Origin of the sequence: Acinetobacter sp. ABJ_C5_2, assembly GCF_044538485.1 — a bacterium.
GTDB classification, from domain to species: domain Bacteria; phylum Pseudomonadota; class Gammaproteobacteria; order Pseudomonadales; family Moraxellaceae; genus Acinetobacter; species Acinetobacter nosocomialis_A.
Map to the genome: position 1 here is coordinate 1 of NZ_JBIUCS010000002.1, position 14,791 is coordinate 14,791.

At 38.8% G+C, this 14,791-nt stretch carries 12 protein-coding genes and 1 rRNA gene; 10 read left to right on the forward strand and 3 right to left on the reverse strand.

The window, feature by feature from the left end; genetic code table 11:
• A 16S ribosomal RNA gene (locus tag ACH8JV_RS02655) occupies positions 1 to 116 on the reverse strand; the annotation flags it as partial.
• A gap of 571 nt (positions 117 to 687) precedes the next feature.
• Between ACH8JV_RS02655 and ACH8JV_RS02660 the strand changes: the two genes are divergently transcribed.
• From ACH8JV_RS02660 to ACH8JV_RS02690, 7 genes are all read left to right on the forward strand, one after another.
• Positions 688 to 1,587: a VacJ family lipoprotein gene (locus ACH8JV_RS02660; protein ID WP_396519598.1), complete on the forward strand. Its 900-nt coding sequence runs from the start codon at positions 688 to 690 to the stop codon at positions 1,585 to 1,587.
• A gap of 115 nt (positions 1,588 to 1,702) precedes the next feature.
• Positions 1,703 to 2,671 (forward strand): RsbU family protein phosphatase GigA, encoded by a 969-nt coding sequence (gene gigA, locus ACH8JV_RS02665; protein WP_263612964.1) that lies wholly within the window; start codon positions 1,703 to 1,705, stop codon positions 2,669 to 2,671.
• A 102-nt stretch (positions 2,672 to 2,773) separates the two neighbouring features.
• Complete coding sequence (gigB, locus tag ACH8JV_RS02670; protein ID WP_396519600.1) at positions 2,774 to 3,295, forward strand: anti-anti-sigma factor GigB; 522 nt, start codon at positions 2,774 to 2,776, stop codon at positions 3,293 to 3,295.
• A gap of 26 nt (positions 3,296 to 3,321) precedes the next feature.
• Positions 3,322 to 4,146 (forward strand): carbon-nitrogen hydrolase family protein, encoded by an 825-nt coding sequence (locus tag ACH8JV_RS02675; protein ID WP_191106998.1) that lies wholly within the window; start codon positions 3,322 to 3,324, stop codon positions 4,144 to 4,146.
• A 14-nt stretch (positions 4,147 to 4,160) separates the two neighbouring features.
• Positions 4,161 to 4,538: a DUF4951 domain-containing protein gene (locus ACH8JV_RS02680; RefSeq protein WP_077169007.1), complete on the forward strand. Its 378-nt coding sequence runs from the start codon at positions 4,161 to 4,163 to the stop codon at positions 4,536 to 4,538.
• Between the two features lie 158 nt (positions 4,539 to 4,696).
• The gene (locus tag ACH8JV_RS02685) at positions 4,697 to 5,134 is read left to right on the forward strand and encodes a MarR family winged helix-turn-helix transcriptional regulator (RefSeq protein WP_396519602.1); all 438 of its coding nucleotides are present in this window, start codon (positions 4,697 to 4,699) and stop codon (positions 5,132 to 5,134) included.
• An 87-nt stretch (positions 5,135 to 5,221) separates the two neighbouring features.
• Positions 5,222 to 5,653, forward strand: a complete 432-nt coding sequence (locus tag ACH8JV_RS02690; RefSeq protein WP_000051124.1) for an organic hydroperoxide resistance protein — start codon at positions 5,222 to 5,224, stop codon at positions 5,651 to 5,653.
• A 56-nt stretch (positions 5,654 to 5,709) separates the two neighbouring features.
• Here the strand turns inward: ACH8JV_RS02690 and gspE are convergent, their stop codons facing one another.
• On the reverse strand, positions 5,710 to 7,200 hold the full coding sequence (gene gspE / locus ACH8JV_RS02695) for a type II secretion system ATPase GspE (RefSeq protein ID WP_396519603.1): 1,491 nt from the start codon (positions 7,198 to 7,200) through the stop codon (positions 5,710 to 5,712).
• 96 nt (positions 7,201 to 7,296) lie between these two features.
• Here gspE and ACH8JV_RS02700 point away from each other — a divergent pair, with 96 nt between their 5' ends.
• Both ACH8JV_RS02700 and ACH8JV_RS02705 read left to right on the forward strand, forming a co-directional pair.
• A complete protein-coding gene (locus tag ACH8JV_RS02700) occupies positions 7,297 to 8,118 on the forward strand; it encodes a hypothetical protein (protein WP_272238692.1) in 822 nt (273 codons plus the stop codon).
• A 9-nt stretch (positions 8,119 to 8,127) separates the two neighbouring features.
• Positions 8,128 to 9,045, forward strand: coding sequence for a mechanosensitive ion channel family protein (locus ACH8JV_RS02705; RefSeq protein WP_396480550.1), 918 nt, complete (start codon positions 8,128 to 8,130; stop codon positions 9,043 to 9,045).
• On the opposite strand, the gene ACH8JV_RS02710 is transcribed toward ACH8JV_RS02705, so the two are convergent.
• Complete coding sequence (locus ACH8JV_RS02710; RefSeq protein ID WP_396519605.1) at positions 9,035 to 11,839, reverse strand: DUF2339 domain-containing protein; 2,805 nt, start codon at positions 11,837 to 11,839, stop codon at positions 9,035 to 9,037. The two genes, ACH8JV_RS02705 and ACH8JV_RS02710, sit on opposite strands and share 11 nt — an antisense overlap.
• A 154-nt stretch (positions 11,840 to 11,993) precedes the next feature.
• Between ACH8JV_RS02710 and polA the strand changes: the two genes are divergently transcribed.
• On the forward strand, positions 11,994 to 14,765 hold the full coding sequence (polA, locus tag ACH8JV_RS02715; protein ID WP_396519607.1) for a DNA polymerase I: 2,772 nt from the start codon (positions 11,994 to 11,996) through the stop codon (positions 14,763 to 14,765).
• Positions 14,766 to 14,791: the final 26 nt, after the last annotated feature.

Sequence of the window (14,791 nt, forward strand, 5' to 3'; positions counted from 1 at the left end):
CATTACTCACCCGTCCGCCGCTAGGTCCAGTAGCAAGCTACCTTTCCCCGCTCGACTTGCATGTGTTAAGCCTGCCGCCAGCGTTCAATCTGAGCCATGATCAAACTCTTCAGTTAAAATCATTTTGTACCTTATTTATAGACAAGGTACCAATTCTGGCTCATCAATTACTGACTTAAATTTCGCTCAAATAAACTTCGAGTAATTTAAACCAATCAATCAATGAAAATTATTTCGATTAATCAATCAGTAAAAATCCACACAAGTTGTTCTTCAATTCTCTTAATGATCTTCTTCCTGGTTCGTCACCAGCAAGCTAGGTCGGCTATATTACTCTTAATCTCTTAAAAGTCAACAGGTAATTTCGATATTTTTAAAACTTATTCTCAAAACCAACTTAACATCAAATTCATTACTCAAAGCAACCAACTCAATTCTAAGTAACTGTTTTTCAACAAGTTTCTATCTGCATCACCGCCGATGGATGTGCATTATAGACCATTAAGATCCCTTTGCAAGCCCTTTCTCAAACTTTATCATTCAACCGGTCAATTTTTAGGCTTTTTAGTCATTTTTCTATATTATTTGACCAATTTTACATTGATAATAGCTTATCGCTTTTGTATTAAAATATATCTCTATCCAACTGCATATTGAACAGAGCCTGGCTAGCGGTTAAGGAATTATATGAATTATTCTAATTTACTATTATCGAGCTTATTAGCTGTGGGTCTTTATACCTCAGCACACGCTCAGGAAAATCTTACTGAAGAATCTGCCGCTAGTTCGGAAGATGCTACTTCGACAGAGGCTCAGCAGGGCCGCCCCCGCTCACAAATTATTAAAGACTTGAAAGCGCTAAAAGCTAAAGATTTAAAAATCAATGCAAATGCTGCTCAACCGGATACAGTCAAAGATCCATTACAGTCATTAAACCGACCGATTTATTCTTTTAATGACATGTTAGACCGCAATATTCTTCGTCCCGTTGCAGTTCAATATAATGAGAAAACTCCAGAAGATGTGCGTGGTTCTTATCGCCAGTTCCGCAAAAATCTTGGAGAGCCATGGAATGCTGTTAACCAGTTAATTCAAGGACGCCCTGGACGTGCAGCAAAGACACTTGGTCGATTTACTGTTAACACATTAACAACTTTAGGTTTAGCTGACCCTGCTAGTCGCTTAGGTCTTCCGCCTGAAGATGAAAGCTTTGGTGTCACTCTTGGTTACTATGGCGTCCCTTCTGGACCATTTTTGATGTTGCCTTTCTTTGGACCAAGCACATTACGTGATGGTATTGGCTTAGCTGTAGATTCTCAGGCTCGTCCACAAAAGTATATTATGGATAATCAAGATGGTCTTTACTGGTCAACCAATGTGTTACAGGCCATTGATACACGTGCTCAATATCTAGATTTGGATCAAACTATACAAGGTGATCAATATGCGATGATTCGCGATTTATATCTCCAACGTAAGGCATTCCAGATTGCTGAGAAAAAAGGTAATTCAGCAGATGTATCTTTCATTGATGATGACGAATCTGAAGATGTTCCAGACGATAGTCATACTAAAACTAAAAAATAATTAAAGAAGAAATCAGGGTATTGTGCTGTTTATATAAAAAGGCAATACCTTGATTTTGATCATACATCCTCTATGATGGATAAAGTGATCTTGTAAAAGGACTACCATATCTTCTATGTATTTTATTAAACCGACCCGCTCTATCCCTTTATTAGAGCAAGCTCTGGATGCATTACCAGACTTACAAGTCATTCACATAGATGATCTCGATTTATATGACCCAACAATTATTGCAATTGCAGATGTACAAGATTTCCTGACTCATAAATGGCGTTTGCCTACAATTGTGATTGCTTTTGAGCATGAAGGTAGTGCTTTAGCTCAGGCATGGGAAGCAGGTGCTCTTGCTGGATGGGTATGGAACCAGTTACCTCAAGATTTAAATAAAGCATTAACCAGAATTGATGCTCAATATAAACGTAATCAAGATAGCCGTGACTTACCTTCCGCAGCAGAATTACAAAAACGGTTATTACCAAATCCTATTGATTTATTAAATTATGAAGTTGAAACTTTTTTTCAACCTTCCGCTTATCTATCAGGGGACTGGTATGATTATTGGAAATTAAATGATAAAGAAGTTTTATTTTATCTTGCTGATGTATCGGGACATGGTGTCACAAGCAGTTTATTGACTTCATGGATGGCTGCATTTCATGGCCGTTCAAAAACACCGCGACAATTGATCAAAAAATTAAATGGAATGCTCGTTCAAGAGAATATTGAAAAACATATTACGATCGTGGTCGGTATTTTAAATCTTGAAACGCATAATCTTCGCTGGTCTAGTGCAGGTCACTACCCTCCTCCAATTATTTTTGAACCTAATCAACCCCCAAAAATTTTAACGACTAGTAGCTTTCCTCTGGGCTTAACTGACGAATTGGAAGTTGAAGAACATGTATGTACATTAAATCGTCATGCGCGTTTCATTGTTTGTTCAGATGGAGCACTAGAACCATTTGATGGTGGATTGAATGATCAATTTCAACAATTGGTCCAACATTTGCAAAATCAATCATTCCAAGCCCCTGATCATGTTGCTGATGACATTGCCATCTTTAGTCTTTGTCGAATGAATTAATTTAAAAATCAATCAATTAAAAAATATACGACTTAAGGACTCTTGAGTCTGAGATGGCACTATGTGATAATTTTTCTATCCTTCTCTGAAAATGGCATTTATATGTCAACAGGTCATGTTGAATATGCAAGCTTAAATGGAACGCATATTTTCAAACTTATTGGTGAAGTGCGAGCCCATTCTTGTATAAGTCTAGACAAACTTTTAAACAGAATTGAACAGCAAGAGAATGTTGTTGGTGCAATCGTTGATTTAACCAAAACAACATTTATTGATAGTACTGTATTAGGTATCCTAGCCAAGCTAGGTTTAAAACTGAAACAGACTCATCATATTCAAGCTGTGATGCTATCTACCAATCCAGATATCACAACCTTAGCCAACAGCATGGGGCTAGGGCAGGTTTTTGTCATTCTGAATTATTGTGGTGATCCTAGCGTATGCACTCTAACGCTAACGGATGAACACATTACTCATAATGCGATGCTAAGAACTGTTCTGGATGCACATAAGACATTGATGAAACTCAATGCAAATAATCAGAATATGTTTGAGCCACTTGTTAAGCAATTGCAGAAAGAACAAGACACGCTTGAACAAGTATCTGATAAGCAAAATGCCTAAATTTTATTGCTAATCTGGATTTGTATATGACTCTTGTTTCAGTTGTTCAAATGAATTCTCAAGATGACATTGAAAGCAACTTTCAAATAATCGAGTCATTGATTCAGCAAAGCAGTGCTCAAAATGCCAGCTTAATTGTTTTTCCCGAAAACTTTGTATGTTTCGCTGCTGGTAAACAGCGTGAAACAGCTGAGCAATTTGAATCGATCCAGCAAAGACTTGAGAAACTTGCGCATCAATATCAAATCTGGATTGTTGCAGGTACTCTGCCGTGCCCATTTCGTCCAGATGGCTCTATCATACAAGATGGCCGAGTGCGTACAGTAAGCTTATGTATCAGTCCTGAAGGTACAGAAGCACGTTATGACAAAATACATTTATTCGATGTGCAAGTTGGCGATGCAGTTGGTGGATATCAAGAATCTCGTTTCTTTGAACCTGGAACAGACGTTGTAGTCACATCTACCCCTTTTGGCAACATTGGGCTAATGGTATGTTATGACTTGCGTTTTCCTGAGTTAGCTTTAACTCTCAGACAACAAGGTGCTCATTTATTGACTGCTCCAGCAGCATTTACCTATACAACAGGACAAATGCACTGGCAGCTTTTGTTACAAGCACGTGCAATGGACAGTCAATGTTATGTTCTAGGAGCAGCGCAACAAGGTTGGCATGGGGAAAAACGTCAAACGTGGGGACATGCAGGAGCAACTGATAGCCGTGGACAAGTTTTAAGTATGATTGAATATGAAGGCAATGGTTTAATTACTGTACCTTTTGATTTATCTGCTCAAGAGCTTGTTCGTACATCAATGCCTTTAATGACGCATCGTAAATTAATTCACTATTAAAAGCTTAATTATTCATGTGGAAATACTTATTTAGCATTTTTTGCTTAGGGGCAAATATTCACTGTTATGCAGCTGAGTTTGGTGCAACGAATCATTTTGTTTCTCCAAATTTGCAGCTGAAACAAGATGTTCTTCCACCTACTCCAAAAAACATTCCTCTACCTGCTTTTGGTCAGCGGATTATTGGCTGGGGAACTGGGGCTGAAGGCGCAAGGCAACGTTTAGAAAATATTCAACCTGCTGATGTTTCTATGATTAAAAAACAAGGAACAACCTTAGAAATGATTACAGCTTGGCAAGATTTCTATGAACAAGAACAGCAACGTAATGAAAATAACCCAACTGCAAAATACCGTGCTCGTTTAATGAAAAAAATTGCCGATCTCTGGTAACTGTTTCAAGTTCATATTCTAAAGTTATAGAGTAATCTTTCGATTACTCTTTTTTTGCGTTATCTCATTTTTATCAATAGCTCAGAATTATGAGCATTTAAGAAATCAGATATAAAGCGATATACTAGAAAAGCATCTTTTAGTTTTCTGAGGAATATATGGACCAAGACTGTCAAAATTTAAAGCTTGAGAATCAATTATGTTTCCTCATTTACTCAACAAATTTAGCACTTAATCAGCTTTATCGAAAACTTTTGACTCCTTTAGGCATTACTTATCCTCAATATTTGGTGATGTTGGTCCTATGGGAAAAAGATGAGATCACTGTTTCAGAAATTGGCAACAAACTATTTTTAGAATCTTCTACCTTAACTCCCATTTTAAAAAAATTAGAAGCAATGCAACTTGTGAATCGCACACGTTCAAAAGAAGATGAACGCCAAGTGATTATTACACTAAGTGAAAAAGGGAAAATACTTAAAGAACAAGCCGTAAATATTCCTGCTCATATTTTAGAAGCAAGTTCTTGTGACATGACCACCCTACTTGATCTGAAAGATCAGCTGACACAACTTCGTACAAATATAGCTAAATAATCACCCATTTTTTTACAATTTTGGCTTGTTAAAATAATTAAGTCGTGTACGATATACTTGTATTCAATTTAATTTAGGAATTAAAAGATGTCTTTAGAAAAAGTTGTGTATCGTGCAAAAGCTAAAGCAACTGGTGGCCGTGATGGTCGTGCAACTTCATCAGACGGTGTGTTAGACGTACAACTTGGTGTGCCTAAAGAAATGGGCGGCGCTGGTGGTGCTGTAACTAATCCAGAACAATTATTTGCAGCTGGTTACTCAGCGTGCTTTTTGGGTGCTTTAAAATTCGTTGCAAACCGCGATAAATTTAATATTAGCAAAGATGCTTATGTTGAAGGTGAAGTTGGTATTGGTCCAATTCCTACAGGTTTTAGTATTGAAGTAACGTTAAATGTTTACTTAATTGGTATGGACCGTGAAGAAGCTGAGAAGTTAGTTGCAGCAGCTCATATTGTTTGCCCATATTCAAATGCGACTCGCAACAATATTGATGTGACTTTTAATATTGTGACTGAATAATTTTTGTCATTTCAAAAATGCCCGAGTTAAATCGGGCATTTTTTATATCTTACAGATTATGCTTCATTTGCTTCATTGGTTACACGCAATACTTCTTCAAGTGTGGTTTTACCTAAAATTACCTTGCGCAAGCCATCATCACGAATAGAACCCGAGTACTGGCGAGCATGATTTTCTAATTCAAATTCAGCTGCATTACCATGAATGAGACGGCGCATAGGTTCATCAATAGGTACAATTTCATAAATCGCTGTACGGCCATTAAACCCTAAATGAGAACACTGATCACACCCTTGAGCCTCTGGTAACTTTAAACTTGGTTCATGGGAAATATGCTGAAAAACTTGCTTCTCAAAAGTATCGGCTTCACGCCATGTCATACAATGTGGACATAAAGTACGAACCAAACGCTGCGCAACCACCCCAATTAAAGAACTTGATAATAAGAAGGGTTCAATCCCCATATCTTTAAGACGAGTCACTGCACCAATAGCAGTATTGGTATGTAGCGTCGATAAAACCAAATGACCTGTTAAAGATGCTTGAACCGCAATTTCAGCAGTCTCTAAATCACGAATTTCGCCCACCATCACCACATCAGGATCTTGACGTAACATTGCTTTTAAAGCACGAGCAAATGTCATATCCACTTTGGTATTCACTTGAGTTTGACCAATACCTTCAAGTTGATATTCAATTGGATCTTCGGCAGTTAAGATATTTCTGGTATTGTCATTTAGATCAGATAAGGCCGCATATAAAGTCGTTGTTTTACCCGAACCAGTAGGACCTGTGACTAAAATAATGCCATGTGGACGATGCACCAATTGAGTTAAACGTTCATAGTCACTTGCCATTAAACCCAAGTGAGTCATATTAAGACGACCCGCTTGTTTATCAAGCAAACGCATAACTACTCGCTCGCCATGAGACGAAGGCAAAGTTGAAACACGAACATCAACTTCACGGCCAGCAAGACGCAAAGAAATACGTCCATCTTGCGGTACACGCTTTTCGGCAATATCAAGTTTTGCCATAACTTTAATACGTGAAACAAGTAACGGGGCCAGTTCACGGCGCGGCTGCACAATTTCGCGTAATTGACCATCCACCCGTAAACGTACAGATAATTTCTTTTCAAAAGCTTCAATATGAATATCTGAAGCACCTACACGGATTGCCTCAGAGAGAAGTGCATTGATCAGACGCACAATAGGCGCGTCATCTTCCTGATCCATTAAATCTTCTGTTTCAGGAACCTGATCGGCCAAACTTAATAAATCTGGGTGGTCTTCTAAGCCAGCCGCAACTTGTTGAGATTCGCCTGTATCCCCCGCATAACTCGTACTCAATAAGCTATTAAACTCTTGCTCAGTACATAGCTGATAATGTGCAGGCTTCCCCAAAATTCGTCTTGCTTCCTGCAATGCAATTTTTTCTGTATTTTGACGTCTAACAATAAAAACTTGATCACCGTCATAACGAAATAAAACACCATGACGCTTGGCAAAACTATATGGAACTTGTATTTGTTTCAATATTTGCATCACAATTTATAATGATGAGTAAGATGATTTTGAGTGTACTCTAAGCAGATTACAGCGTGAAGTCTGTTTAACAACTCGGTAGAGGAATTTTACGTCTTGTTTGAAAATAATGAATATCAGCCTCGCCCCCAGAATTCTTTAAAATGGTGGGGTGAGCAGCACTTTGAAATTAACCAGTCCAAAGCATGGCAATTCGGTTCAATGCTCTTTCGTTTAACGCGTGGCATAAAAGAATGGCGTATCGAATATTATCGTCCCACTCTTCAAGATGATAATGAACAAGATTGGCACATCATCCCGGATGCTAATTTCGGTTTCCCACATTCTGTTCAAGTCGAACGTTACATGTTTCGGAAAACTAATCCAAAGTTTCTACTCATGCCTCGTTTGGCAGACCGATCTGTTGTGATTAAACCTGTTGATCCTATTTATATTCCAGCAGGTCAGCGAGGGACTCTTTATATTAGTACTCCTCTCTGGATTGCTGGTTTGGTCGAAAGTCAGCATGAGCCTTTATTTGAGATTCCTGTAATTCAGCCTAAAGATACGTGGTTTGGCCCAAATGCCCAGCAAGGTGAAATTTGCTACGCAACCTCTGTTGATGGGCGTACCGACTTAAATCTCTTAACACCACGCGCATTCCGTGCGGTTACACCAATTGATTTCCATAATACCAGTAATCATCAATTACGCTTTGACCGCATGAATGTACCAGTGACGGCCCTACCGCTATTTTATAGTGAAAGTACGGGACGCTTATGGACTTCTCAAATTAAAGTTTACTATGAAGGGTCTGATCGCCCTGCCCGCATTCGTATTGAAAACCGTACGCCTCCTCTTGCCGGTGAGGTGACTTACGTACATCCCCCACGTTCACCTGGTGGTGCACTATTTAATATGTTTGATTCATTTTTCTAAGGGGGTTCTATGGCTGATTCAAATATTCCTAGAGATATCGCTGATAGCCTCAAAAGTATATTTACCAATATTAATACCGAACGTATTAGTGAAATTTTAGTCGGTGTTGTACTGTGCTTTATTGGTTTTGTTCTTGCCCGTATTATTTCAAATACATTTATTAGAACCATTGGCTCACGCTTTAATGCTCATCAACGCCTTGTATGGCGCCGTGGTATTTTCTATTTTATTTTCTTACTCTTCATTATGACGAGTTTAAAAGAGGCAGGATTTAAACTCAGTGTCTTCCTTGGCGCAGCAGGGATTTTAACAGTAGCACTGGGTTTTGCTTCGCAAACATCTGCCAGTAACCTGATTAGTGGTCTATTTTTGATTGGGGAAGGTTCATTTGAAGTCGGTGATACCATTCAAATTACTCTTATTCGTGGCAATACCATCGAAGGTGAAGTGATCTCGATTGATTTGCTTTCGGTTAAGCTACTTACACTCGACAACGTCTATATTCGCTTGCCAAACGAACAACTCATTCGTGCGCCTGTACACAACTTATCTAAATATCCGATACGGCGTATTCCAATTACACTCGCAATCAACTTCCATGAAGACATTATTAAAGTACGTGAGGTTTTACTGAATGTCGCATCAAATTATCCACTCGTATTAGATGATCCAAAACCGGCAGTTACGGTTACTGCATTTAGGGAATCATCGATTGAGCTTTTATTTACAATGTGGTGTCGACAAGAAAATTCTTTAAAAGTTCGAGATGAAATGCAAGAACGTATCCGTAATGGTTTTTTAGATAACCGAATCGAAATTCCTGTTCCTAAAATGGGCTTGATTGATCGACCATCTAATATTTTTGCTGACGATGATATCGATCAATACAGTAATCAAAAGGGATTAAAACAAGAGCCTAAAGCTTAGGCTCTTGATTCTTCTGTACAGAAGATGACGGTGGTAATGGTGCAAGATAAGCAATAATCAACATTACCCCACCTGCTCCAATAAACGAAATAACTCGAGTTAATGTCGCACTTTGCGATAGATCAAGCAAAATCAGCTTTAATACAACAATCCCTAAAAGTGCAGCACCTACAAACCAGAGTTGACGAATCATTTTTCGACTAGAGAATGTAGTCAATACAAATGCCAAAATAACCCAGAGCAATGTCAAACTTAACTGGACTATTCCGTTTGTCCAAATTGCAGCACCCCATAGTGGTGTCGCCCAGTAATGGTGCAAGCCTCTGACCACCACACTACTGAATACCAACAACCCCACTAGAATTGTTGTAATTTTAAAAGTCCACTCCAGTGATTTATCTTGATCAAAATCATGCTGGTAAATAATAAAGAGTAGACCTGCAAATACCGAAATTGAAAGAAAATCAGTCAAGTTAATTAAAGGAACAAAATAAAGATACTCAGCAGAATGGCTATCTACACTCACTACAAGCAACCACAGTAAGCTTAAACACCACACTGGAATTTGATGCAACAATGTCGTTTTATGAGACTTATACGCCCAAAACGAATAAACCACAGGAATAAAAGACAAAGCCACAATTGGCATTTGTGGGAAAATAGCCACACCAACTATCGCCAATGATAACCAACTTAAACCAGCCCAGACTTTTAAGTATCCAGATTCACCCGACTGCGGTTGAGCCATAATAAATAAGCCGCTAAGAATAATGGTAGCGACTAGGAAAGTAATTTGCTGTAATGAGTCTATCCATTTAAACAATATAAAAACTTGACTAGTAAAGGCTTCCCCCAAAATTAGTAACAGTAACAGACTAATTAAAAGTAACTGTAAACTTTCCCATTGGACACGAAGCTTATAATGAATAACTGCACTAAATACTGCTATCAAGGCTATGGCAAACATCAAATATGGACTCAAACCATGATGATGCCATGCCATTATTTCCACACCAGCTACAGCGCCCGCGTACATGCCTAAACATAAGAAAATGCCACTAAACATGCTTGCGCTAAAATAGCGTTGCTCTTTACTGTTGTATTGCAATAAATAAAAGGCCGAAATAAATTGGGCAATTGCATAAATACTAGTGCTTAGCGTTGGAAACTCTTCATTCGCCCAAACCTGATAAAACAGTGCAAGTGAGCTGAGTAAAACTAAAATCACGCCAATATATCGGCTTAAACGGTAGCGTTCAGTTACGCCCCACACAATTAAAGCCGTACCTTGTGCAACCCAGCCAATAGCAGTCCAGTGCGCTCCTTTTGCAAGTGGAAAAATTAAGGCAAAAAATGCAACAGCAAGAATGAAAAAGCTTTTTGCAAGGACCGAAAGCTGGGGATGGGATTTTTTAATCCAATACGTTAATACCGCATAGGTTCCCGCCAAAACAGCAGCACCAATCGTCAACGCTTGAGTAGACTCATGCACTAAATAGGCATGAAGTGTAAAGCCCAGTACAGGTACACTAAAAATAAGACCCACATCTAAGAGTGGCGGTAAACGAATGCCCTCTTGTTTTTCATGTGCTGAAGTCCGAGATATATTTTGGCTATAACGGACACTAAGCCAAATAAACAAGACAATATGACACCATAAGATCCAGTCTAATGTATCAAACTTTGCGGGTTCTGCATAAAATGCGATTGCACTACCACCAATAAACATTGTGGCAAAGAAAGCAATTTGATTTAAAACTTTCCAAGGCTGAATAAAATTAACAGCAGCAACCGCAAGGTTAATTACAAAGTAATAACTAAACAGGAAAATCACATCTGGGCGATATTGCGGAATAACTAAAGGTGCTGCATAAGCCATACCGAGTGCTAATATTGCTAAATAAATTGCTTGCTGTTTTAAGCTCAGGAATACCGTAATTGCTAATAAAATAGCAAATAAAATACTTGCTGTAGTGATATTGGCAATCACACCAAAATGATGTGAGAACACAAGCGTCAGGAACACAACCGCAAGCCCTACACCCTGTAATGCCACAGCAAAAAGCTGGTTTTTCTTTTGTAAGGTATATCCAAATGCCGTTAATACAGCTCCAGCAATTGCAATAAAGCCCAGCTTAACACCTAAGCTTAACTGCCAGTGTTCGCTTGCAAAACGCAGCAAGAGCACCACCCCAACCATAAGCACAGCAACAGCAACTCTTAAAATTGGATTGCCATGAACCATCCAATCGACTGCTGGTTGCCACCATGCGCTTTGTACATGAACTGGTTGTTCTGTTTGATTTAAAGGTGCCGTTCCCGCTGGGACTAGCATGTCCGTATTATTGGAACTAACTTGTTCTATTACAGGATTTATAACTTCTGTATTTATGGTTTCATCTACATAAACATTTTGCTTTGCTGACTCAAGGAACAACAGTCTAGTATGAAATGTACTGATGGTTTGAATCAAACATAGCAATAAAACCAGCAAAGCCCCACCAGCAATCCACATCCAATGATTGATATAAGCAACTAATGCAACCAAGACGGCTGCATAAATCACTGTTCTTTGCATATGAATAGAATAAAGTGGCGTTTTCTGCTGAGAAAACTGTTGTTCTAAATGAATTAAACGTTGGTGCAGATTTGATAAAAACTGAACCAGTATGACAGTCAGCACAATAGATAAAGCAACAACGGCACTCTGAAATTTAAAACCAATTGAAATGGCTAAAAACAAAGTCAAAGCGATCAAAACGACGATCATTCCCTGTTTGTCTTTTTTATACATGGGCTTAGCAATATGACACCTTCATTACATGTCATCTTACTTCAAGCCAATACAAGCGTATATTTATACATACAAAATACTGCAAAAATCATAAACCTGCATTCATAGCCGTTTTCACGTAAAATACCCCTAATTCAAATTAAGGAATTGTTCAATGCCACCATTTGTCTTGGTTGATGGGTCCTATTTTTTATTTCGTGCATATCATGCATTACCACCATTGACGACCTCTACAGGGTTACATACCAATGCAATACGTGGAGCAATTTCTGCAATTCAAAAACTGATGCGCCGTATGCAGCCAACACATATGGCTGTCATTTTTGATACGCCTGAGCCAACTTTCCGTCATAAGCTTTCACCTATTTATAAAGGTGATCGCCCAACCATGCCTGAAGAGTTATCTCAACAAATTCCATATTTGCATGCATTAATTAAAGCGCAAGGAATTCCTTTATATAGTCTTCCGGGTGCTGAAGCTGATGACATTATCGGCACACTTGCTAAACGTGCCGTACTCGAAGGTCATCATGTACTTATCTCAACAGGAGATAAAGACATGGCTCAGCTCGTCAATGACCATGTAAAACTTGAAGATAGCTTTAAAGATCGTGTAATGGACACCGATGGTGTATTTGAAAAATTTGGCGTTTGGCCAAATCAGATTATCGACTATTTAACACTAATGGGTGATGCATCCGACGGTATTATGGGTGTTCCAGGCGTGGGTGCAAAAACAGCAGCCAAGTTACTGACTGAATATGGCACTTTAGACAATATCATTGCTAATGTAGACCAGCTTAAAGGCAAACTTAGCCAAAATATTAAAGATAACTTAGACAATATTAAGCTTGATCACCAATTAGCCAGTATTGTGTGTGATCTCCCTTTAGAACTCGATTGGCATGAATTAAAGCTTACCGATCCAAATGTAGAGGCTCTACGTAATCTTTATACTGAGCTTGAGTTTAGAAACCAATTACAGTCGCTTGATCATCCAAACAACCCAAATAGTTCAAGCTATAAGCAGCAAGCATCACAGACAGTGGTTCAAAACGAAGTTAAACCTGCTGAATCTATAGAAACCGAAGATCAAGCAAGCTTAACTAGTCAAGATGACCAGCTTGGGACTGCAAATTATCATACTGTTTTAACTCAAGAAGCATGGGATCAGCTCTGGCAACGCATACAAAATGCCGATCATTTTGCTATTGATACAGAGACTACAAGTCTTGATTACCGTATTGCCGAGATGGTTGGTTTTTCAATCGCGTTTGATGCACAAGATGCATACTATGTGCCTTTAGCACATAACTATGAAAATGCACCGCAGCAGCTGAATCGTGAACAAGTTCTGGCTCAAATTAAACCTGTGCTAGAAAATGAAGCAGTTAAAAAAATTGGTCATCACCTCAAGTATGATGCACACATTTTTGCAAACCACGGTATAGAACTTAAAGGCTGGTATTTCGATAGCATGCTGGCATCTTATGTATTAAATGCAGCGGCGACTCGCCACGGCATGGATGATGTCGCTCGTGTCTACTTAAGCCACTTAACCACCACTTTTGAACAAATTGCTGGTAAGGGTGCAAAGCAGAAAACTTTTAATCAAATTGAGATTGAAGTTGCTGCTCACTATGCAGCAGAAGATGCACATGTGACCTATCGTTTATATGAAGTTCTTTCAAATAAGCTCAAAGCACACCCTGAATTAGAAAATATTTTATACAACATCGAAATGCCGGTTGCTCGCATTTTGTCAGGCATGGAAGAAGATGGTATACGTCTAGATCATGCATTCCTAGACAAGTTAAGCGTTGAATTTGCAAAAACAATGGAAGGGCTTGAAAATCAAGCGATGGAAATTGCAGATGAAACTTTTAATATTGCTTCACCTAAACAAGTCGGCGAAATACTATTTGATAAATTAGGAATCAAAGGTGGCAAAAAAACTGCAACTGGACAATACAGCACCAGTGAAAGTGTTTTAGAAAAAATTGAACATCCTTTAGCGGAAATTATTCTAGAGCATCGAGGTTTAGCAAAACTTAAAAGTACTTATACTGACCGTTTAGTTGAGCAATCTCATAACGACACGCATCGTGTACATACGAGTTATCATCAAGCACTCACAGCGACAGGCCGTCTCTCCTCTTCTGATCCGAACTTACAAAATATTCCAATTCGTAGACAAATTGGCCGTCAAATTCGTAAAGCATTCATTGCACCAGAAGGACGAGTTTTACTAGCAGCCGATTACTCGCAAATTGAACTTCGTTTAATGGCTCATTTTTCTCAAGATGATGCTTTAGTACATGCGTTCCAGCACGGACAAGACGTTCACCGCCGTACTGCTGCAGAAGTATTGGGTATTGCGATTGAAGATGTGACCAATGATCAACGTCGTCAAGCTAAGGCCGTAAACTTTGGTCTACTGTATGGTATGTCTGAGTTTGGCTTGATTCGCCAGTTAGGTTTCACACGTCAAGAATCGCAAAATTATATTAAGCAATATTTCCAACGCTACCCTGGCATCTATGAATATATGCAACGTACCCGCCAAGTAGCATCGGAACAAGGCTTTGTTGAAACTATTCTAGGCCGTCGTCTATATACACCAGATATTGATGCACGAAATGTGATGGTACGTAAGGCTGCTGAACGTGCTGCGATTAATGCACCTTTGCAAGGTAGTGCGGCTGATATTATTAAAATTGCAATGATTGCAGTTGATAAAATCTTGCCAAAAGATCAAGCAAAGCTACTACTTCAAGTACACGATGAATTAGTGTTTGAAGCCGATCAAAACATTGCCGAAGAACTTTCTAAGCAAATCGCAAGTGTCATGGAATCCGTTGTCGAAATTTCCGTGCCTTTAGTGGTTGAAGTTGGACAAGGACAAAACTGGGATGATGCACACTAAGTCATCAATAAACCAATAAAAAAAGG